The 21,174-nt window shown below is 49.7% G+C and carries 22 protein-coding genes; 16 read left to right on the forward strand and 6 right to left on the reverse strand.

The window, feature by feature from the left end; all coding sequences use genetic code 11:
* Positions 1–44 precede the first annotated feature (44 nt).
* The 4 genes from typA (at position 45) to SK36_RS22335 (ending at position 5,174) form a co-directional block, all read left to right on the forward strand.
* Positions 45–1,868 carry a ribosome-dependent GTPase TypA gene (typA, locus tag SK36_RS22320; RefSeq protein ID WP_045449198.1) on the forward strand — a complete coding sequence of 608 codons (1,824 nt, stop codon included), beginning with the start codon at positions 45–47 and terminating at the stop codon, positions 1,866–1,868.
* A 240-nt stretch (positions 1,869–2,108) separates the two neighbouring features.
* Positions 2,109–2,819, forward strand: a complete 711-nt coding sequence (locus SK36_RS22325) for a GntR family transcriptional regulator (protein WP_048223332.1) — start codon at positions 2,109–2,111, stop codon at positions 2,817–2,819.
* A gap of 8 nt (positions 2,820–2,827) precedes the next feature.
* Positions 2,828–3,808: a sugar phosphate isomerase/epimerase family protein gene (locus SK36_RS22330; protein WP_048223334.1), complete on the forward strand. Its 981-nt coding sequence runs from the start codon at positions 2,828–2,830 to the stop codon at positions 3,806–3,808.
* A 100-nt stretch (positions 3,809–3,908) separates the two neighbouring features.
* On the forward strand, positions 3,909–5,174 hold the full coding sequence (locus SK36_RS22335; RefSeq protein WP_045449204.1) for an MFS transporter: 1,266 nt from the start codon (positions 3,909–3,911) through the stop codon (positions 5,172–5,174).
* 64 nt (positions 5,175–5,238) lie between these two features.
* Here SK36_RS22335 and SK36_RS22340 read toward each other — a convergent pair whose 3' ends face one another.
* Both SK36_RS22340 and SK36_RS22345 read right to left on the reverse strand, forming a co-directional pair.
* Positions 5,239–6,027, reverse strand: a complete 789-nt coding sequence (locus tag SK36_RS22340) for a DeoR/GlpR family DNA-binding transcription regulator (protein WP_045449205.1) — start codon at positions 6,025–6,027, stop codon at positions 5,239–5,241.
* Between the two features lie 39 nt (positions 6,028–6,066).
* Complete coding sequence (locus SK36_RS22345; protein WP_045449207.1) at positions 6,067–6,963, reverse strand: sugar kinase; 897 nt, start codon at positions 6,961–6,963, stop codon at positions 6,067–6,069.
* Positions 6,964–7,135: 172 nt separating this feature from the next.
* Here SK36_RS22345 and yihU point away from each other — a divergent pair, with 172 nt between their 5' ends.
* From yihU to fabY, 10 genes are all read left to right on the forward strand, one after another.
* Positions 7,136–8,026, forward strand: coding sequence for a sulfolactaldehyde 3-reductase (gene yihU / locus SK36_RS22350; RefSeq protein ID WP_048223338.1), 891 nt, complete (start codon positions 7,136–7,138; stop codon positions 8,024–8,026).
* Positions 8,027–8,051: 25 nt separating this feature from the next.
* Positions 8,052–8,939 carry an aldolase gene (locus SK36_RS22355; protein ID WP_045449211.1) on the forward strand — a complete coding sequence of 296 codons (888 nt, stop codon included), beginning with the start codon at positions 8,052–8,054 and terminating at the stop codon, positions 8,937–8,939.
* A 32-nt stretch (positions 8,940–8,971) separates the two neighbouring features.
* Positions 8,972–9,982, forward strand: a complete 1,011-nt coding sequence (locus SK36_RS22360) for a zinc-dependent alcohol dehydrogenase (RefSeq protein ID WP_045449212.1) — start codon at positions 8,972–8,974, stop codon at positions 9,980–9,982.
* 69 nt (positions 9,983–10,051) lie between these two features.
* A complete protein-coding gene (locus SK36_RS22365; protein WP_045449214.1) occupies positions 10,052–11,485 on the forward strand; it encodes an MFS transporter in 1,434 nt (477 codons plus the stop codon).
* Positions 11,486–11,587: 102 nt separating this feature from the next.
* Positions 11,588–12,913: an MFS transporter gene (locus tag SK36_RS22370; RefSeq protein ID WP_048223340.1), complete on the forward strand. Its 1,326-nt coding sequence runs from the start codon at positions 11,588–11,590 to the stop codon at positions 12,911–12,913.
* Positions 12,914–12,943: 30 nt separating this feature from the next.
* Complete coding sequence (locus SK36_RS22375) at positions 12,944–13,834, forward strand: aldose epimerase family protein (RefSeq protein WP_048223341.1); 891 nt, start codon at positions 12,944–12,946, stop codon at positions 13,832–13,834.
* Between the two features lie 91 nt (positions 13,835–13,925).
* Positions 13,926–14,525, forward strand: coding sequence for a glucose-1-phosphatase (yihX, locus tag SK36_RS22380; RefSeq protein ID WP_048223344.1), 600 nt, complete (start codon positions 13,926–13,928; stop codon positions 14,523–14,525).
* Positions 14,519–15,391: a virulence factor BrkB family protein gene (locus SK36_RS22385; protein WP_048223346.1), complete on the forward strand. Its 873-nt coding sequence runs from the start codon at positions 14,519–14,521 to the stop codon at positions 15,389–15,391. The genes yihX and SK36_RS22385 overlap by 7 nt, the downstream gene beginning before the upstream one ends.
* Positions 15,388–15,825, forward strand: a complete 438-nt coding sequence (dtd, locus tag SK36_RS22390; protein WP_045449226.1) for a D-aminoacyl-tRNA deacylase — start codon at positions 15,388–15,390, stop codon at positions 15,823–15,825. The genes SK36_RS22385 and dtd overlap by 4 nt, the downstream gene beginning before the upstream one ends.
* Before the next feature lie 44 nt (positions 15,826–15,869).
* A complete protein-coding gene (gene fabY / locus SK36_RS22395; RefSeq protein ID WP_045449228.1) occupies positions 15,870–16,811 on the forward strand; it encodes a fatty acid biosynthesis protein FabY in 942 nt (313 codons plus the stop codon).
* A 124-nt stretch (positions 16,812–16,935) separates the two neighbouring features.
* Here the strand turns inward: fabY and SK36_RS22400 are convergent, their stop codons facing one another.
* On the reverse strand, positions 16,936–17,850 hold the full coding sequence (locus SK36_RS22400) for an alpha/beta hydrolase (RefSeq protein ID WP_048223348.1): 915 nt from the start codon (positions 17,848–17,850) through the stop codon (positions 16,936–16,938).
* A gap of 199 nt (positions 17,851–18,049) precedes the next feature.
* Between SK36_RS22400 and SK36_RS22405 the strand changes: the two genes are divergently transcribed.
* Together SK36_RS22405 and SK36_RS22410 are read left to right on the forward strand one after the other, a co-directional pair.
* Complete coding sequence (locus tag SK36_RS22405) at positions 18,050–18,298, forward strand: ribbon-helix-helix domain-containing protein (RefSeq protein ID WP_048223351.1); 249 nt, start codon at positions 18,050–18,052, stop codon at positions 18,296–18,298.
* The gene (locus tag SK36_RS22410) at positions 18,298–18,672 is read left to right on the forward strand and encodes a type II toxin-antitoxin system VapC family toxin (protein ID WP_048223353.1); all 375 of its coding nucleotides are present in this window, start codon (positions 18,298–18,300) and stop codon (positions 18,670–18,672) included. Before SK36_RS22405 ends, SK36_RS22410 begins: the two co-directional genes overlap by 1 nt.
* 36 nt (positions 18,673–18,708) lie before the next feature.
* On the opposite strand, the gene fdhE is transcribed toward SK36_RS22410, so the two are convergent.
* From fdhE to fdoH, 3 genes are read right to left on the reverse strand one after another with little or no spacing between them, the layout of a single operon-like run.
* Positions 18,709–19,638 (reverse strand): formate dehydrogenase accessory protein FdhE, encoded by a 930-nt coding sequence (gene fdhE, locus SK36_RS22415; protein ID WP_045449235.1) that lies wholly within the window; start codon positions 19,636–19,638, stop codon positions 18,709–18,711.
* Positions 19,635–20,270, reverse strand: coding sequence for a formate dehydrogenase cytochrome b556 subunit (fdoI, locus tag SK36_RS22420; RefSeq protein ID WP_045449236.1), 636 nt, complete (start codon positions 20,268–20,270; stop codon positions 19,635–19,637). Before fdoI ends, fdhE begins: the two co-directional genes overlap by 4 nt.
* On the reverse strand, positions 20,267–21,169 hold the full coding sequence (fdoH, locus tag SK36_RS22425; RefSeq protein ID WP_045449238.1) for a formate dehydrogenase O subunit beta: 903 nt from the start codon (positions 21,167–21,169) through the stop codon (positions 20,267–20,269). Before fdoH ends, fdoI begins: the two co-directional genes overlap by 4 nt.
* Between the last annotated feature and the right edge of the window lie 5 nt (positions 21,170–21,174).

The following is a 21,174-nucleotide window of genomic DNA, read 5'->3' on the forward strand; positions in this document are numbered from 1 at the left end:
CGTGTACAATAACGCGCTATTTCTAAAATGCCTGAGGCAAAGTTGTGATCGAAAATTTGCGTAACATCGCCATCATCGCGCACGTAGACCATGGTAAAACCACCCTGGTAGACAAGCTGCTCCAACAATCCGGTACGTTCGATGCACGTGCTGAAACCCAAGAGCGCGTGATGGACTCCAACGATTTGGAGAAAGAGCGTGGGATTACCATCCTCGCTAAAAACACCGCTATCAAATGGAATGACTACCGTATCAACATCGTTGATACCCCTGGGCACGCCGACTTCGGTGGTGAAGTTGAACGTGTAATGTCCATGGTAGACTCCGTACTGCTGGTCGTTGATGCAATGGATGGTCCGATGCCGCAGACGCGCTTCGTGACCAAAAAAGCCTTTGCCCATGGCCTGAAACCAATCGTTGTTATCAACAAAGTTGACCGTCCGGGCGCGCGTCCTGACTGGGTTGTTGATCAGGTATTTGACCTGTTCGTTAACCTTGATGCTACCGACGAGCAGCTGGACTTCCCTATCGTTTACGCTTCTGCGCTGAACGGTATCGCGGGTCTGGATCACGAAGATATGGCTGAAGATATGACTCCGCTGTATCAGACCATCATTGATCGTGTACCAGCACCGAACGTTGACCTTGATGGCCCGCTGCAGATGCAGATCTCTCAGCTTGATTACAACAACTATGTTGGTGTTATCGGCATCGGTCGTATCAAACGCGGTAAAGTTAAACCGAACCAGCAGATCACTATCATTGATAGCGAAGGCAAAACTCGTAACGGTAAAGTCGGTAAGGTCCTGACCCATCTGGGTCTGGAACGTATTGAGAGTGACATTGCTGAAGCGGGCGATATCATCGCGATCACCGGTCTGGGCGAGCTGAACATCTCTGACACTATTTGCGACCCGCAAAATGTCGAAGCGCTGCCGGCACTGTCTGTTGATGAGCCGACCGTAACCATGTTCTTCTGCGTAAACACCTCTCCGTTCTGTGGCAAAGAAGGTAAATATGTTACCTCTCGTCAGATCCTTGACCGCCTGAACAAAGAGCTGGTGCACAACGTGGCACTGCGTGTTGAAGAAACCGAAGATGCGGATGCATTCCGTGTATCCGGTCGTGGTGAGCTGCACCTGTCAGTTCTGATCGAGAATATGCGTCGTGAAGGTTTCGAAATGGCGGTTTCCCGTCCGAAAGTTATCTTCCGCGAAATCGACGGCCGTAAACAAGAGCCGTTCGAAAACGTCACGCTGGACGTCGAAGAGCAGCACCAGGGTTCTGTGATGCAGGCTCTGGGTGAGCGTAAAGGCGACCTGAAAAACATGAATCCAGATGGTAAGGGCCGCGTACGTCTTGACTACGTGATCCCAAGCCGTGGTCTGATCGGTTTCCGTTCAGAATTCATGACCATGACCTCCGGTACCGGCTTGCTGTACTCCACCTTCAGCCATTACGACGATGTTCGTGCGGGTGATGTTGGCCAGCGTCAGAACGGCGTACTGATCTCCAACGGTCAGGGTAAAGCAGTTGCGTTCGCACTGTTCAGCCTGCAGGATCGCGGTAAGCTGTTCCTGGGTCACGGTGCTGAAGTTTACGAAGGCCAGATCATCGGTATTCACAGCCGCTCTAACGACCTGACTGTAAACTGCCTGACCGGTAAGAAACTGACCAACATGCGTGCGTCTGGTACTGACGAAGCAACGGTTCTGGTTCCGCCGGTTAAGATGACTCTGGAGCAGGCTCTGGAATTCATCGATGACGACGAGCTGGTAGAAGTTACTCCAACTTCCATCCGTATCCGTAAACGTCACCTGACCGAAAACGATCGTCGCCGTGCAATGCGTGGCGCGAAAGAAGAGTAATTAACGCTCTTTTCGTGACAAGACCCCGCCTACTGGTGGGGTTTTTTTTGCCTGTTATTCCTGGAATCAGGTGAGAGTTACGCTTAATCCCTGCCTGCCGTCTTAACCACTTCCACTTCAGATTCCTGCCATAAGAGAGCTTTGTCACAATTATTTCTAAAGCTCGATGCGTGTGTTTGCTTTCTTTTTCGACGTCAGCGTATGATAAAACCATCTGGTTTAAACCAAATGGATTAAACAATGACGAGTAATCAGTCGACCGTTGAAAATGCGAAAGAGAAGTTAGATCGTTGGTTAAAAGATGGGATCACCACACCGGGCGGAAAACTCCCTTCAGAAAGAGAACTGGGAGAGCTGTTGGGTATCAAGCGTATGACGTTACGTCAGGCGTTATTAAACCTCGAGTCTGAATCCAAAATCTTTCGTAAAGACCGCAAAGGATGGTTTGTCACACAGGCTCGTTTTAACTACAGCCCGGAATTATCGGCAAGCTTTCAGCGCGCAGCGCTTGAGCAGGGCAGAGAGCCTTCCTGGGGATTTATCGAGAAAAGCCGGGTATCTCACTATCCTGAAGCTACCGCTCCGCTGGTAGCTGCTACGCCGTCTGATGAACTGTATCGGATAACGGGTTGGGGAGCACTGGAAGGGCATAAGGTTTTCTATCACGAAACGTATATTAATCCGAAGGTTGCTCCGGGTTTTATTGAACAGCTTGAAAGTCAGTCATTTTCTTCAGTGTGGGAAAACGAATATAAAAAAGAAACGGTAATCAAAAAACTGGTTTTTAAACCTGTCAGAATGGCCGGTGATATTAGTAAATTTATTGGCGGCTCTGCTGGAATGCCTGCCATTCTTATTGAAAAACATCGGGCCGACAGCGATGGCAACATCGTGCAAATAGATATTGAGTATTGGCGATTTGAAGCAGTTGATCTCTTCATTAACTTGTAGGTACGTTTATGGTCACTAAAGATAATGCACATAAAATTCTGGCTCGTGTAGATAACCTCCCCCTATATCTACACGCGTATGCTTATCATTTAAATATGCGTCTTGAGCGAATATTACCGAATGATTTATTAGATATTGCTAATGAAAATAATCTGCGCGGCGTGAAAATTCACGTTCTTGATGGTGAGCGTTATTCTCTGGAAAATATGAATGACAATGAGCTGTCAGCATTTGGTGATAAAGCGCGTAAGTTGCAGCTGGATATTCATATTGAAACCAGCTCCTCTGATAAAAAGGCCATTGACCAGGCCGTCTCTATTGCCTTAAAAACAGGTGCCTCTTCCGTAAGATTTTATCCACGCTACGAAGGAAATCTTCAGGATGTTCTTGCAACAATAACTCAAGATATCAAATATTTGCGTGAAAGATATCAGGATAGCGGACTGATATTTACGTTAGAACAGCATGAAGACTTGAAGAGCCATGAATTAGTGTCATTAATTCAGAACAGCGATATGGAGTCACTCTCTTTACTCTTTGATTTCGCAAATATGATCAATGCGAATGAACATCCGTTAACAGCGCTAGATACGATGTCACCGCACATTACTCAGGTGCATATTAAAGATGCGTTAATCATTAATGAAAAAGCGGGGCTGGGCCACAAAGCCTGTACATCGGGCCAGGGAGATATGCCATTTAAGGCGCTACTGACCAAACTGATCTGTTTAGGTGATGATAAGCCACAGGTAATGGCTTACGGACTGGAAGAGGAAGTTGATTATTATGCTCCAGCGTTTCGTTTTGAAAATGAAGGTGATAATCCATGGATCCCATGGCGCCAAATGAGTGAAACACCGTTGCCTGCAGCTGATCTTCTGGAAGAACGTCTAATTAAAGAAAAAAACGATGCTATTCAACAATTAAAATTTGTGCGTAGTGTGCTACAACAAATTAAAAATGAGGCACATGATATTCTAACTAATTAAAAAATCTTCGTTTCTTTTTAGGTTGCTTAAACCATTCCAGGGGAATGGTCATATTGTTATTTTCAAAACAAATGATTTAAATAATCATTTAGGGGATGCTATGCTCACAAAAAAGAAATGGGCACTTTTTAGCCTGTTAACGCTGTGCGGCGGTACAATCTACAAATTACCTTCACTGAAAGATGCGTTCTATATTCCGATGCAAGAATACTTCCATTTGACCAATGGTCAAATTGGTAATGCAATGTCAGTGAACTCATTTGTGACTACCGTGGGCTTTTTCTTATCTATTTATTTTGCAGATAAATTGCCACGTAAATACACCATGTCTTTTTCTCTTATTGCCACGGGATTGTTGGGGGTCTATTTGACCTCTATGCCTGGCTATTGGGGGATCCTCTTTGTCTGGGCGCTGTTTGGCGTCACCTGTGACATGATGAACTGGCCAGTGCTATTAAAATCTGTTAGCCGTCTGGGGAATAGTGAACAACAGGGTCGATTGTTTGGTTTCTTCGAAACGGGCCGCGGTATTGTTGATACGGTTGTCGCATTTTCCGCGCTGGCCGTCTTTACCTGGTTCGGTAGCGGGTTGCTGGGATTCAAAGCCGGTATCTGGTTCTACTCTGCCATCGTGATTATCGTGGGGATCATTATCTTCTTTGTGCTGAATGATAAAGAAGATGCGCCTGTGGCAAAAGTGCAGGATGCAGAAGATGCGCCGAAAAATCCCAGCATGACATCGGTATTGAAGGATAAAACCATTTGGTTAATCGCCTTCAACGTCTTCTTTGTGTATGCCGTCTATTGTGGATTAACATTCTTCATCCCGTTCCTGAAAAACATCTATATGCTGCCGGTCGCGCTGGTGGGGGCTTATGGGATTATTAACCAGTACTGTCTGAAAATGGTCGGTGGCCCGATTGGCGGGATGATCTCGGATAAGATCCTGAAATCACCCAGTAAATACTTATGCTATACGTTCATGATCAGCACGGTAGCTCTGGTGTTGCTGATGATTCTGCCGCATGAAAGTATGCCGGTTTATTTAGGCATGGTGTGTACACTGGGCTTCGGTGCGATCGTCTTTACGCAGCGCGCTGTTTTCTTTGCCCCGATTGGTGAAGCCAAAATTGCCGAGAACCAGACGGGCGCTGCAATGGCGCTGGGCAGCTTTATCGGTTACGCCCCGGCGATGTTCTGCTTCAGTCTGTACGGATATATTTTGGATTTAAACCCAGGTCTTATCGGCTACAAAATCGTGTTTGGCATCATGGCGTGCTTTGCCTTCTGCGGTGCGATTGTCTCCGTGATGCTGGTTAAACGGATTAGCCAACGCAAGAAAATGCTGGAAACTGCAGAGGCGTAACAGGCTTCGATATCGAAGAATACGAAAAAGCCGCTGATTATCAGCGGCTTTTTTATCAAACGGATCAGGAGGTCACCTGATCAGCAACAACCAGTTCAATATTCTCTATATCAAGCAATTGCCTGAAGGAGTTTGGCGGTGGAGCATCGGTAAAAAATGCCCGAATTTTACGCATATTACCAATAGAAACAGCAGCCGAGGCGGTAAACTTAGTATGATCGGCAACCAACAGCGTATTACGTGCATGTTTGATCATAGTTTTAGCTACAAGCGCTTCGTTAACATCAAATTCCAGTAGCGTGCCGTCTTCTTCAATGGCACCAATGCTGGTAATCAAATAATCGGCTCTGAATCCTTCAATGAAGTTCACTGCGCCAGGGCCAACAATACCGCCATTATGAGCACGTAATGTTCCGCCAGGCACCATTACCTCAAGATCTTGATTCTTATACAGGATCTGCGCAACACGAAGGCTATTAGTAATGATGCGTAAGTCCCGGCGATTTAACAAAGCCCGCGCGACGGCCTCTACCGTTGTTCCGATGGTAATAAAAACCGTACAACGCTCAGGAAGATAGTCAGCAACCGCCTCCGCGATCGCTTCTTTTTCCTGAGTAAGAGACAACTCCCGCTGTTCAAAGGCGGTATTCATGACGCTGGATACTCGTCCGGCTCCACCATGATGTCGGGTGATCAGGCCCTGTTCGCTCAACTTACGAATATCCCGGCGCACAGTTTGCGTGGAAACATCCAGCAACTGCGCCAGCTCTTCGATATTCATATAGCCGCGTTCTGTAATGTAATGAACAAGCTGATCGTGTCGCGGATTACCGGTGACTTCAATGATGCTCATGAATACTCCTGGACTTCTTCCCCGTAATTGCTGGTTATTTTACGCATAAAGTGACAAAAATGATTCGGTTTGCGCACGATTAGGAATTCCGGCTCGTCCGCCAGCCTGAGTACATTTCATCGCGGCCACCGCACTTGCGAAGCTGATCGCTTGTTCGGTGGGCATTTTCTCTGCAAGAGCAACCGCCATTGCACCGTGGAAAACATCGCCTGCTCCGGTTGTATCTACCACATTGACTGAAAATGCAGCCTGTTGATACATATGTTCATTTTCAATCCATTGCGACCCCTCGCCACCAAGCGTAACGTACACTTTACCATCAGTTCGCCCGGCAGCCAGTTTTAGAGCATGTTGTGTATTATCCTGCCCAGTCATTCGCTTAAGTCCTGGAGCCGAAAAAACCGCGTGGTCGGCAAGTGCCACCAATGGGGTTATATCTTGCGGTGTCATATCTGCATCCAGTAGCGTCTGTACACCAGCTGCACGTGCCAGTGCGAAGGATTTTAATGTCCCTTCATGCCAACGCACATCTGCAAGAACGATGTCATAGCGAGTAAAATCAATCGATTCTAGCCACTTTGCATCTGTATCGAGATCCGGGCTTGGATAGTTCACGATGATGCGTTCGCCGTGTTGATCAACCAATATTGCGGATTGAGATGAACGGGAATTTGGGTACTGACGACAGAATTGTGTATTAACCCCCCAGCCCTGAAGTTCGTTAAGCAAGGTATTCCCACAACTGTCATCACCCACCCGACCGATAAAATCGACGTCAACGCCGAGCCGGGCAATAGCGACGGCCGCTGTTGCTGCCGGGCCGCCACCTGTCTCCAGATATTGATTTGACTGATATTTCCCACCGCCGTCAGGCAGCGTGTTTAACGAGTAAATACGGTCCTGAACGGTAATTCCAACACATGCGATTCTGGTCATATTTGTTTAGTCCTGTGTGATCCTGTCTTCTTTTGTTCATTTTAATGACATAAATGATCAAATTAGTGACGTATGTCTTGTTTTTCGTCATAAATTACAAATATGCTCAAAAACAGACGGAAATGAGTTTTTGTTTGTAATTATTTTGTCAACCTAAGACAGGAGACCGTTCATGATTACCGTTGCATTTTTGGGATTGGGTCAGATGGGCAGCCCAATGGCTAACAATCTGTTGCAAAAGGGACATGCCTTACGCGTGTTCGACGTAAACCAACAGGCCGTTAATGAGTTAGTACAAAAAGGTGCAATTGCTGCCCAAACTCCCGCCGAAGCTGCTAAAGGTGCCGAATTCATTATCACTATGCTGCCAAATGGCGACATCGTTCGGCAAGTGCTACTGGGCAAAGATGGGGTGAGTGAAGGTCTGTCTCATGATGCGCTGGTTATTGATATGTCCACCATTCATCCATTGCAGACTGATGCGTTGATTAATGAAATGCAAGAGAAAGGCATCAGCATGATGGATGCTCCGGTAGGCAGAACGTCCGTTAACGCTATCGACGGTACGCTGCTGATCCTCGCGGGCGGTACACCTGAACAGGTTGAACGCGCGCGTCCAGTTTTGATGTGCATGGGAAATGAGTTGGTAGAAGCCGGGGGGCCTGGTATGGGGATCCGCGTAAAGCTTATCAACAATTACATGAGCATCGCGCTAAATGCCTTGTCAGCGGAAGCAGCAGTGCTTTGCGAATCATTGGGTCTGAGTCTGGATGTAGCAATCAAGGTCATGAGCGGTACGGCCGCAGGTAAGGGGCACTTTACGACAACCTGGCCTGGCAAAGTGCTGAAAGGGGATCTTTCCCCGGCATTTATGGTGGACCTGGCGTTGAAAGATCTACGTATTGCTGTCGATGTCGCCAGCCAGACCGGTGCACCACTCAATATGGGGATTGCTGCTGAAACGTATTACACCAGCGCCAGTGAGAATGGTAGAGGCCGTCAGGACTGGAGCGCTCTGTTATCTCAGGTTCGTCAGCAGGCTGGTCGACCAGATTCACTTTAAATTTTAAACATTCACAGGAGTTACTATGTCTTCCCACAATACCTCATACACGCTGAAAGATATTTCTCGCCCTGGTGGAGGATTTGCCATGCTGGCTGTCGATCAGCGTGAAGCTATGCGCCTGATGTTTGCTGCTTCAGGGCATCCTAAACCAGTTGCTGACAGCGTATTAACTGATTTTAAAGTCGCTGCGACCCAAATTCTGTCTCCTTATGCCTCTGCGGTTCTGGCCGATAAACAATTTTGCCTCGAGCAGATTGTCTCACAGGGCGCAGTAGCGGATTCATGCGGCCTGATTGTGGCGGCTGACCATTTTGTCCCGGGCAATGGTATCCCGGTAGATAGTGTAGAAATCGACAGGGCAATTGACCCTCATAAAGCCCGTGAGATGGGGGCAAAAGCGATGAAGCTGTTGGTGCTATGGCGCGAAGATGAACCAGCGGAAGCACGTCTGGCCATGGTGGAGGAGTTTGTTCAACGATGCCGTAGTGCCGGGCTGGTTAGCATCATTGAGCCGGTCGTCCGTCCCCCACGTCGCGGTTGGGTATTTGACAAGGAAAGTGCCATTGTTGCTGCTGCGGCGGAGCTTGGCTGCACTGATGCCGACCTCTATAAAGCGGAAATGCCATTAGGCGGCAAAGGTGATGAACAGACCCTGCTTGCTGCATGTCAAAAGTTACATGATCAAATGAAAATGCCATGGGTCATTCTCTCCTCTGGCGTTGATGCGGATATCTTTGGCCGCGCAGTTCGCATCGCCATGAAGGGTGGTGCTTCGGGATTCCTGGCTGGGCGTGCTGTATGGGCGTCGGTTGTTGGCGCTCAGGATCCGCAAACTATGCTGCGTGATGTGTCCGTTCCACGTTTACAACGTCTGGCAGAAATTGTGGATGAAGGTATTTCTCAGCGTTAATCACCGATTTTTAACGAATCTGGAGCAGAACCATGGATAAGATTACCCAAGTTCTATTTTCTGATATTGGGACAGTGACGACTCAATATGTTGAGCTGCCGCACCAGGAACTTAAACCGATGGAAGTCCGCATTGCCCCTGTTTTCTACGGAATTTGCGGCTCTGATCTGCATGTACTGAAAGGGGGGCATCCCTTTGCCAAACCCCCGGTTGTGCCAGGACATGAAATAGCGGCACGTGTAACAGAGGTTGGCTGTGAGGTGACGAATGTTAAACCGGGCGACCATGTTGTTGTCGACCCGATTATGGCCTGTATGGAGTGTCGAGCCTGTAAAGCCGGCCGCTTTAATTTGTGTGAACCTCCGCAGGTAGCTGGTTTCCGCGCGCCGGGCTTCGCCCGATCGCAACATATTGTTCCGTCGCGAAACTGTCATGTTGCCCCTGCTTCCCTGCCACTTAAGACGCTTGCTTTTGCTGAACCGGCAGCCTGCGCGCGTCACTGTGTGAGCCGTATGCCGACAGCTTCTCTGGAAAGTGTATTAGTGATTGGTGCCGGAACCATTGGTTTATCCATTGTGCAGGCGCTGCGCATCATGGGGGCAGGAAAAATCACCGTCATCGAACCTGATCCTAACAAACGAGCGCTGTCGTTAAAGCTGGGGGCGGCAGAAGTTTGCGCTCCGGGGGAACTGGATCCGCAGGCTCGTTTTACGGGTGCAATCGATGTTGTTGCTGCGCAAGCCACGCTGAATGATGCCTTTACCCATGTCTATGCCGGGGGAACCGTGGTGTGTATGGGCGTACCAAGCGGTCCACGCGAAATCCCTCTCCCGATGATGCAGCGTTTCGAACGTGATCTACTGAATTCTGGCATGTATATCCCGGAAGACTTTGATGCGGTAATCGAGTGGCTTGCGGATGGGCGGTTTGATACCAGCGAACTGGTGACCGATCTATTCCCGATTGAAGATGCGGCGAAGGCGTTTGAACGTGCGCAGCAAAATGACTCGATAAAAGTCATGCTGCAATTTGCTGAGGCTTGATGGCATAACCCTCTGTCTGGCGCTACTTAATGGTAGCGCCACCCTACAACAATGAAAAAGGATACTGCGATGAGTCACATCACCAGTCCTGCACCTTATTCGATCGGTCGTCCCCAGGACGTGATTGATATTGTTAATAAACATTCAGCAGTAAACACCAGTGTCGGCATCATTTTTATCGCTCTGGGCGGTATTCTTATTGATGCTTATCAGGCGGCGATGGTGGGGTTTGGTAACAAATATATCGCACTGCAATTTGGTATTTCACCGGGCCTTGCGGCAACGGTCAACGCATCTGTTTTAGTTGCAGCCCTGATTGGTGGGTTGTTGGCGAACCGTGTGATTAATCGCTTTGGTCAAAAGCGTGCATTTATCATCGGGATGGGGTTGTGCACGATTGGTGCAGCAGCTGTCGCGATAGCCCCCAATATATGGTGGGTGCTAGTGTGCCGTGTGATTATGGGATTTGGCCTGGGCATTGATTTCCCTCTGGCAACAAACGCAGTTGCGGAACTACGAGGTTCAACCTCCAGGAAGACTGGTTCGTCAGTTAACCTCTGGCAAATGGCCTGGTATGTCTCAACTACAGTTGTCTATCTTGTGCTGCTCCCGCTGCTGCTGTCGGGTATTGCTGAAGAGCAATTGTGGCGCTATGGGATTTTCATTGGCGCTATTTTTGCCGTCATTATCATGATCCTGCGTTACTTCTTTATTGGTGAGTCTGCAATGTGGGCTGCGCGAGTCGGACGTTATGATGAAGCCTGCGGTATTCTGGCAAAACGTTATGGTGTCCATGCTCGCGTTGCTGCCACGTCAAAAAACAATGATATTTCCTCCGAAAAAACAGAAAGTAAGTTTCACGGTGGATATGGCATCTTATTTAATTCACGTTACCGCAAACGTACCATCCTCGGTTGCGTCGTGGCGACAATGCAGGCTTGGCAATATAACGCTGTGGGTGTTTATTTACCGTTGACCCTGGCGGGAATACTGAGTGGAGGATTAACCGGCGCGCTTAGCGGTTCCGCAGTTGTGAATGCGTTATGTGGAATTACCGGGGGATTGATCGGCTCACTTATTCTCCAGCGGCTGGGGACACGTCTTCAGTCAATGTATGGATTCGCTGTCGTGACGGTAGCGTTGCTGGCATTAGGAACGCTGGCAACCACAAATCCATGGCTTTCTTTAGGGTTGTTGGGCGCAATTATTTTCTTCCACTCTGCTGGCCCTGGTGGTCTGGGAATGACCATCGCCACGCTTTCTTATCCGCCAACCATTCGTCCGACCGGTGTAGGATTCGCGCGTGCCATTATGCGTACGGGGGCGATAGCTGGGTTGATCTTCTGGCCTATGTTGTGGGGGGCATTAAAGACAGAAGCATTCTATTGGCTGGCAATTGTTCCTTTCCTCGGCTTTCTGACATGTGTATTGATTAAGTGGGAACCACTTGGTGCAAATGTTGATGCTGAAGATGCTGAGGTGCTGGCTGAGCTGGAGAAATAACAAGCAAGCGCGTCGCATGTGTAGGCGCGCTTTCTCATAAAAATCCTCCGTCTTTAAGTGATTCTGTTGAGCAGATTTCTCGCCGACCCGGAGAGGAAAATTATGGCTGAAAAAGAACATACACCAGGGAAAGAACTATCCGGCAAAGCCATGAGGCGTGTTGTCATGGGGAGTTTTGCTGGAGCGTTGATGGAATGGTACGACTTTTTTATTTTCGGAACAGCGGCAGGACTGGTCTTTGCTCCCCTGTTTTTCCCTGATAGTGATCCTTTTATTGGTTTGATTGCCGCTTTCGCAACCTTTGGCGTGGGCTTTTTATCCCGTCCACTAGGCGGCATTGTTTTTGGTCATTTCGGCGATAAAGTTGGCCGCAAAATAACGCTGATTTGGACATTAGCAATTGTCGGCTCCTCAACGTTTTTAATCGGTTTTATACCAACATACCAGGATATTGGTATCTGGGCGCCGATTATATTGATGATTTTGCGTCTGGTTCAGGGGTTTGGTTTGGGAGGCGAGTATGGTGGAGCGGCGTTGATGACCATTGAATCTGCTCCCGAGGCGAAGCGTGGATTTTTAGGTTCGCTCCCGCAAACGGCGGCCTCAGTCGGAATTATGCTGGCAACGGGCGTATTCGCACTGTGTAACCATTTCCTGACCCAGGAGGAATTTCTTTCCTGGGGATGGCGTATCCCATTTTGGTTATCCTCCATCATGTTAATTGTGGGGATGTTCATACGACTTCATACCGAAGAGACTCTGGATTTTAAACAGCAAAAAAATGCTGTAACGCAGACCAAATCGACCCCTCCGCTGATTGAACTCTTCCGTAAACACCCGCGCAATATTCTGCTGGCGCTTGGTGCCAGGTTGGCAGAGAGTGTTTCATCGAACATCATCAACGCGTTTGGGATTGTCTATATTTCCAGTCAACTGGCGTTATCAAGGGATATCCCACTCAACGGTATGCTGATCGCTTCAGCGATTGGTATTGTGAGTTGTCCGTTAATTGGCTGGATCTCTGACCGTGTCGGGCAACGAAAAATGTACCTGCTCGGGGCGGGCTTTTGTATTCTGTTTGCGTTCCCCTTCTTCTTGCTGCTGGACACAAAGAACACTCTTATCATCTGGGGCTGCATGATCCTTGGTTATAACCTGGGGCCTACGATGATGTTTGCGGTACAGCCCACGCTGTTTACCCGCATGTTCGGTACCCGGGTTCGTTATACGGGGCTGTCATTTGCCTATCAGTTTTCTGCCATTCTGGGCGGGTTAAGCCCGTTGATTGCCTCCAGTTTGCTGGCTCTGGGTGGCGGTAAGCCGTGGTATGTAGCACTGTTTCTGTTTGTTATCTCAATACTTTCATTTATTTGCGTCTGGCTTATTGAGCCACATTCGGACAACAAAAATGACGCTAACAATAATTAACTTCTTACCTAAATATCAGAGAAAAATTAAATGAATACTGAACTGAGTACCGAACATCAACAAGCATTACAGCGTGCGTTTGATGCCCCCTGGCCAGGGCCTATCGGCCAACCGGTTTTGCTGGAAAAAGGCCATCTCCGTCTTCAGGTCTTTCCGCGTGATGGTGCCAGAATTACCTCGCTACAGGCATTTGGCTTTGAAGTCTTGAGGCAATGGGAACCGCAGCGCAGGGCGTTTCAATATGGCTGCTTTCCCATGGTCCCTTGGGCGGGGCGCCTCGGGTATGCAACGCTGAAAGTGGGTGAGAAGCAGTATGATTTACCGGCTAATAAGCCCCCCCATGCTTTGCACGGTATGGCTTGTTATTCATCATGGGAAATTATTGAACATAAGAAAGATAAATTGATGCTGCGTATGCCGTTGGGTGCGCCTTGGCCTTGGCAGGGTGAGGTCTTGCAAACGCTAGCCCTAGAAGACAACGCGCTAATTCTGCGATTAGAAATTCGTTCTATGTCAGAAACCTTTCCGGCATCAGCAGGCTGGCACCCCTGGTTTGTTAAACACCTGGATGCGCAGCATGAAGATGAGGAATTGCGGGTGAGCTTTAATGCCGACTGGCAGGAAGAAGCTGGAAGTAATGAACTACCGACAGGCAACAAGGTCTCTCCGCAGCTTGGTCCATGGGATGACTGCTTTGGTTTTAATGCCGATCTTCATGTCAGATTACAATGGCCAGGAAAGCTGAGCATGGTGATGACATCGGCTGCACAAAGTCTGGTTGTCTTTGATAAACAGCCCGATGCAACCTGTGTCAACCCGCTCACTCAGGCACCGAATGCAATAAATGTGACGCCACAATTTGTCAGCGTCGATCTTCCACTGGTGATTGAGTCTCGCTGGCAATTTAGTCATGAAGACTAAGGTAATTACCGAATAATCCCGACAGGGACTCATAGTCAAACTTCTCCTTTCCCGCTACAGTTATTCATCCACGGCGAGTAAGGAGAAGGGCATGCTCTATATCTTTGATTTGGGTAATGTGATTGTCGATATCGACTTCAATCGCGTGTTAGGTACATGGAGCGATCTGAGTCGTGTACCGCTGGCTTCGTTGAAGCAAAGTTTTACCATGGGAGATGCTTTTCACCAGCATGAACGGGGTGAAATAACGGATGAGGCCTTTGCCGAGGCTCTGTGCCATGACATGGCGCTTCCGTTGAGTTATGAGCAGTTCTCTCATGGCTGGCAGGCTGTTTTCGTCGCATTACGACCTGAAGTGATCGACATTATGCATAAACTGCGTGAGCAAGGGCATCGCGTGGTCGTGCTCTCGAATACCAACCGCTTGCACACGACGTTTTGGCCGGATGAGTATCCTGAAGTTCGTCAGGCTGCTGACCATATTTATCTTTCCCAGGAACTCGGCATGCGTAAACCGGAAGCGCGGATTTACCAGCATGTCCTGCAGTCTGAAGGTTTTTCCGCTGCGGATGCGGTCTTTTTTGATGACAACGCCGATAATATTGAAGGGGCTAACCGGCTAGGCATCACCAGTATCCAGGTCGTCGATAAAACGACCATTCCTGACTATTTCGCGAAGTTGTTATGCTAAAAAATGTACACCAAAAAGCCCGGCATCATACGCGTCCTGTATGGGCCTGGCTTAAGCTATTATGGCATCGCATTGATGAGGACAATATGACGACGCTGGCAGGAAATCTTGCCTACGTTTCATTGCTCTCATTAGTGCCGCTTATCGCCGTTGTTTTTGCTCTTTTCGCCGCATTTCCGATGTTTTCTGACGTCAGCATTCAGCTACGGCATTTTATTTTTGCTAATTTTATCCCGGCGACAGGTGATGTCATTCAGCGTTATATCGAACAGTTTGTCGCAAACTCAAACAAAATGACGGCTGTTGGCGCGTGTGGGCTGATTGTGACGTCGCTATTGCTGATGTATGCCATAGACAGCGCGTTGAATACCATCTGGCGTAGCAAGCGTACACGGCCTAAAGTGTATTCTTTTGCTGTCTACTGGATGATTTTAACGTTGGGTCCGCTGTTGGCAGGGGCCAGCCTGGCAATCAGTTCGTATCTGTTGTCACTTCGCTGGGCCAGCGATCTCAACTCAGTCATTGATGATGTACTGCGCATTTTTCCGTTGGTGCTCTCCTGGCTCTCATTCTGGCTGCTTTACAGCATCGTACCCACGACGCGCGTACCCAATCGCGATGCGGTGATCGGGGCATTTGTCGCCGCCGTTTTGTTCGAAGCCGGGAAAAAAGGATTTGCGCTCTACATCACTATGTTCCCGTCTTATCAGCTTATTTACGGTGTCCTGGCGGTGATCCCCATTTTATTTGTCTGGGTGTACTGGACGTGGTGTATCGTCTTGCTAGGCGCGGAAATAACTGTCACTCTCGGGGAATACCGCAAACTTAAACAAGCCGCAGAACAAGAAGAAGCAGAGCAACCATGATTGCATTAATTCAGCGCGTAACCCGTGCCAGCGTCACCGTGGAGGGCGAGGTGACGGGTGAAATCGGCCCAGGACTTTTGGTCTTATTAGGTGTCGAAAAGGATGATGACGAACAGAAAGCGAACCGCCTGTGTGAACGCGTGCTCGGATATCGAATTTTTAGTGATTCCGAAGGTAAGATGAATCTGAACGTGCAGCAGGCCGGTGGCAGTGTGCTGGTGGTATCACAGTTTACGCTGGCGGCAGATACCGAACGCGGTATGCGCCCCGGATTTTCAAAGGGTGCGGCACCCGATCGGGCAGAGGCGCTGTACGAGTACTTCGTTGAGCGCTGCCGTCAGCAGGAAATGAACACGCAGACCGGACGATTCGCTGCTGATATGCAGGTTTCACTGGTTAATGATGGCCCCGTGACGTTCTGGTTACAGGTATGAACCAGCTTCCGGCGTGGTCGCGGGTAACAAGAGAGAATACAACTATGTATCACCTTCGAGTACCGCAAACAGAAGAAGAACTGGAGCGTTACTACCAGTTCCGCTGGGAGATGCTGCGTAAACCGCTGCACCAGCCAAAAGGCTCAGAACGGGATGCCTGGGATGCCATGGCTCATCACCAGATGGTGGTGGATGAAGAGGGTAATCTAGTTGCTGTAGGCCGTCTGTACATCAACGCGGATAACGAAGCCTCTATACGCTTTATGGCGGTTGATCCGTCAGTACAGGAGAAGGGACTGGGAACGCTAATGGCGATGACCCTCGAGTCCGTGGCGCGTCAGGAAGGCGTTAAGCGCGTAACCTGCAGCGCCCGTGAAGACGCAGTCGAATTTTTCGCCAAGCTGGGATTTGTGAGTCAGGGAGAAATTACCACGCCGCAGACCACGCCAGTGCGCCACTTTTTGATGATTAAACCCATAGCTACGCTGGATGATATTCTCCATCGTGGTGACTGGTGTGGGCAGTTACAGCAAGCCTGGTACGAGCATATTCCGTTGAGTGAGAAGATGGGTGTGCGTATTCAGCAGTATACCGGGCAAAAATTTATTACGACGATGCCCGAGACCGGCAATCAAAATCCTCACCATACCTTGTTCGCGGGAAGCCTGTTTTCACTGGCGACATTAACCGGTTGGGGACTCATCTGGTTGATGTTACGCGAGCGCCATCTGGGCGGGACAATTATCCTCGCCGACGCACATATCCGATACAGCAGGCCTATCACCGGGAAACCCACTGCCATCGCTGATCTGGGCTCACTGAGTGGAGACCTCGACCGTCTGGCGAGAGGCCGCAAGGCGCGAGTTCAGATGCAGGTAGAGCTGTTTGGCGATGATACGGCGGGCGTGGTATTTGAAGGCACGTACATCGTGTTGCCTGCGAAACCCTTCGGACCGCTGGAAGAGGGCGGCAACGAGGAAGAGTAATCAGAAAGGGATTCCTTTTTATTCGATGAACGCGTCTGCCGGAAAATTACAGGGTGCTGCGAGCGCCTTGTGATGCTCGGCTTCGCTGCACCTTTGGCTTCACAAAGAAATAGTTTTTACTGCATCATTGAAGGTATCCCACTCTCCAGGCCACGTCACGTATAGCATTGCGTGCCGCATGGCTAATACCTGCAAGCTGAAAAAAACCGTGGATGACACCGAAATAACGCTGGCAGGTGCACTCTACACCTTGCTCCAGGAACCGTTGATACAAGGCTTCACCTTCATCGCGTAGTGGGTCAAATTCAGCGGTAATGATGTGTGTGGGTGGTAAACCGTTGAAATCATCCCGCCACAATGGGCTGGCCTCAGGGTGGAGAGGATCGGTATGCGACAAATACATCTCATAGCCAGACAGCAGCGTGTCGCGAGTAATGATGTAATCCTGCCCATTACGGGTATAACTCTCAAACCTGGCGGTTGCATCCAGCATTGGGTAAATCAGAATAAGCTTGGCGGGTTGCCAGATATTTTTGGCTTTCAGGCGTAGTGCGGTGACCAGCGCCAGATGCCCGCCCGCGCTATCGCCAGTAAGCGTGATGTTATTGCGGTCTACACCCAGTTTCTCGGCATACTTCCAGATGATATTAGACCCTCTTTCGGCATCATCATGTGCTGCCGGGAAAGGGTGTTCTGGCGCAAGGCGGTACTTCACCGCAATCACCCGGCAGCCGCTGTACCAGGCAAGTTGCCTCAGTTGGTTATCATGTGTCGTAAATCCACCGCTGACAAAGCAACCACCATGATAATAGATGACGCAGGGCAGTAAACCCGAGACGCCGGGCGGCGAAACGACGCGAAATGTCATGGCATCGAGTTCAATATCTTCAACCTGTACGTGGGTTTCTGTTTCCCCGGCGAGCACGGTGCTGGCGATGTACCCTGCTCTCCGGTCATCAATACTCTGTGTGCGTGAAGAAGGGCGACCCGCTGCAATAAACTCTTCAACCAGCTGTGCAATTCCATTTTCCAGTGCCATTTTTTTGTCTTTAACCTGTGTGAATATACAGTGTTATAGCCTGGATATTAGCAAAAGAAAATGGAGAATTTTGTCTGGACAGTGATTCTGGAAAGCGGCTCGCAAAAGTAAATTAACCACTCGCAGAGCTCTTCTCTTTAGAATTTACCGGGTATAAATTGCTCGTGTTTTAATCTTGAGTGATATACTGGAGATATATATGAGCGTGATGGTTGGACTTGGTATGGGCCGAATTTTACTCGATTTATCAGATGAAGTGATTAAACGACTGGACGATCTCAAAGTGCAGCGCAATCTTCCCCGCGCGGAACTGTTGCGAGAGGCGGTTGAGCAATATCTGGAAAGACAGGAGCAGGCAGAAACCACGATTTCTAGCGCACTTGGCTTATGGCAGGGCTGTGAAGAAGACGGTGTGGAATACCAGCGCAAACTGCGTGAGGAGTGGTAATGGCTAATGGATCGGCACTTTTTGACACCAATATTTTAATCGACTTATTCAGCGGGCGGTGCGAAGCAAAACAAGCGTTAGATGCATGGCCGCCGCAGAATGCGATTAGCCTTATTACCTGGATGGAAGTGATGGTTGGTGCCAAAAAGTACAATCAGGAGCACCGCACGCGCGTTGCGATGAGCGCATTTAATGTTATCGGTGTATCGCAGGAAATTGCCGAGCGAAGTGTTGCTTTGCGCCAAGAGTATGGAATGAAACTTCCGGATGCCATTATTCTGGCGACAGCGCAGGTTCATCGCCTTGAACTGGTCACGCGTAACACCAGGGACTTTGCCGGAATACCGGGCGTGACGACGCCATACGAATGGTAACTTGGGCGACTTACGCCGCCCGGTACAACAGAGAATTTACTCTCCCTCTCCCGGAAACAGGAACGGGTTGATGGAACTGCGGGCAAAACCCTCTTGTTCCATGTGCGCATCCAGCATCAGTGAGGCGAGGTCGTCGGCAACAGCTTCTACTTTAGGGTCTTTTTCCTGATATAAAATCTTCAGGTAAGTTCCGCAGTCGCCACAGCTTTCAGCTTTAATAGCTGACTGCTCGTTATCCAGTGACCAGTAGTTCAAATCACGGCTTTGCTCGCAGTTGCTGCACTTCACGCGCACGACGTGCCACTCGGTTTCACACAAGTTGCAGTGCAGATAGCGCAGCCCCTGAGTGGTACCAATTTGCACCATACTGGAAACTGGCATCGAACCGCACACTGGGCAGAACTGGCGTTGTTCACCGTATTCTGCACGCGCTTTTCCGGGGATCAGGCTTGCCATTTGTGCCCAGTAGAGTGACAGAGCGGCCCAGATGAACGGCGCTTTATCGCTGCTGACAGACGCAAAATCAGAAGCAAACAGCGCACTGGCCATCAGTTCCAGCTCTTGCTCTGAGGCTTTTTCCAGATTCTCGATCACTGCTAAAGCTGGACCGCTCATTTCCGGTTTCAGCTCAGCAATTAACGATTGCAGCAGCTTTTGCCAGTGCTTATCGCGTGGAAGGACGTGGATATCCAGCGGCGGCTTGCCCTGATCGTTTGCTTCTTTGATGCGTGCGGTCAGGTCTATCTGCAGCGGATGGTCGTACAGCACCACTTCCTGTGCATGGGCGATCAGCGCGGCAAAGCGCAGGTAATCACCCAGCGGGTTGTTTTCAGCCAGCTCGCGCAGACGTTCAGCACGGCGGTTATACAAATTTTTGAGCCTGGGGAATAATAACGGCGGAATCATATCCGCCGTGCGTTTATCGCTCTTCTCCAGCTCATCTTGCGGGATTATGCGAATACTCATTCAGATGACTTTTCCTGTTTCTGGCGGACTTCACGGTACCAGCGTGGGTGATGTTTCTTCGCCCATGAACTGGTGACCCATCCTTCCACCATCGCGGTAATGGTGCCTTTCACCCAAAGGGCGGCGTAAATGTGCACCATGATAACCACAATTAACGCTACTGCGGCAAATGAATGCAGCATTAACGCGAATCGGATCACCGGGATTGAGAAAGCAGGCGCAAAATATGGACGCCAGATGACCACTCCACTCACCAGCAACAGGACCAGGAAGATAATCGCCGCCCAGAATACGCATTTCTGGCCGAAGTTATAACGTCCCGTGTCACCTACTTCCTCGTTGACGACGATCTTACGAATATTCTTCGCCCAAAAGATATCATCCCGATTGATTAGATTGTGGTGCCAGTAACGGAAAAACATGATGATAAACGAGGCAAACATGATCACACCGACAAACGGGTGCAGAATTCGCGCCAGTTGTGGAGTGCCCATAATTTGCATCAGCCAGTTAAAAGACGGGAAGAGAAAGCCCATCCCGCTCACTGCCGCCAGGATGAAACAGAAGGCGGTGATCCAGTGGTTGATGCGTTCCGGCGCCGTGTAGCGCACGATGGTGTCACGTCGTTTCATTTGCGCACCTCGTCTTTTTCTTCATGCAGATTGTCTTCTTCCTCTTCCGCACGGTTCGGACCGACACCGACGTAATGGAAGATACTGGCCGCAAATGTCGCTGCAAAGCCGACGGCTGCGAGGGGTTTCCAGATGCCTTTCCAGAACTTCACGGTGGCGCTGATTTCCGGGTTCTCCGGCAGGCCGTGATACAGATTCGGCTTGTCGGCGTGGTGCAATACATACATTACGTGCGTACCGCCAACACCCGCTGGATCGTACAGACCCGCATTGTCGTAACCACGAGTTTTCAGCTCCGCCACGCGCTCGCCTGCCAGCGTTTTCATCGACTCTTTGGTACCGAAATGAATCGCGCCGGTTGGGCAGGTTTTCACGCAGGCCGGTTCTTGCCCGACCACGACACGGTCAACGCACAGCGTACATTTATAGACGCGGTTATCGTCCGGGTTGAGTCGTGGCACGTCGAACGGGCAGCCCGCGATGCAGTAACCGCAGCCAATACACTGCTCTGACTGGAAGTCGACGATACCGTTGGCATACTGAATGATTGCGCCTTCAGCCGGACATGCCTTCAGGCAGCCCGGATCGGCGCAGTGCATACAGCCATCCTTACGGATAAGCCATTCGAGTTTGTCGTCTTGTTCCACTTCCGAGAAACGCATCACCGTCCAGGATTTGGCGGTTAAATCAGCTGGGTTGTCATATACCCCAACGTTGTTACCCACTTCATCACGGATATCGTTCCATTCCGAACACGCCACCTGACATGCTTTACAGCCGATGCAGGTGGTGACGTCGATAAGCTTTGCCACCTCTTCCTGATGGTCCCGCGCCTGAGGCGCGGGCGTGAAACCGTTAGTGGCGGAACGACGAATGATGTCTTGCGATTGATAAGCCATAGGTC

Origin of the sequence: Citrobacter sp. MGH106 (assembly GCF_001037495.1) — a bacterium.
Taxonomy (GTDB): domain Bacteria; phylum Pseudomonadota; class Gammaproteobacteria; order Enterobacterales; family Enterobacteriaceae; genus Citrobacter; species Citrobacter murliniae.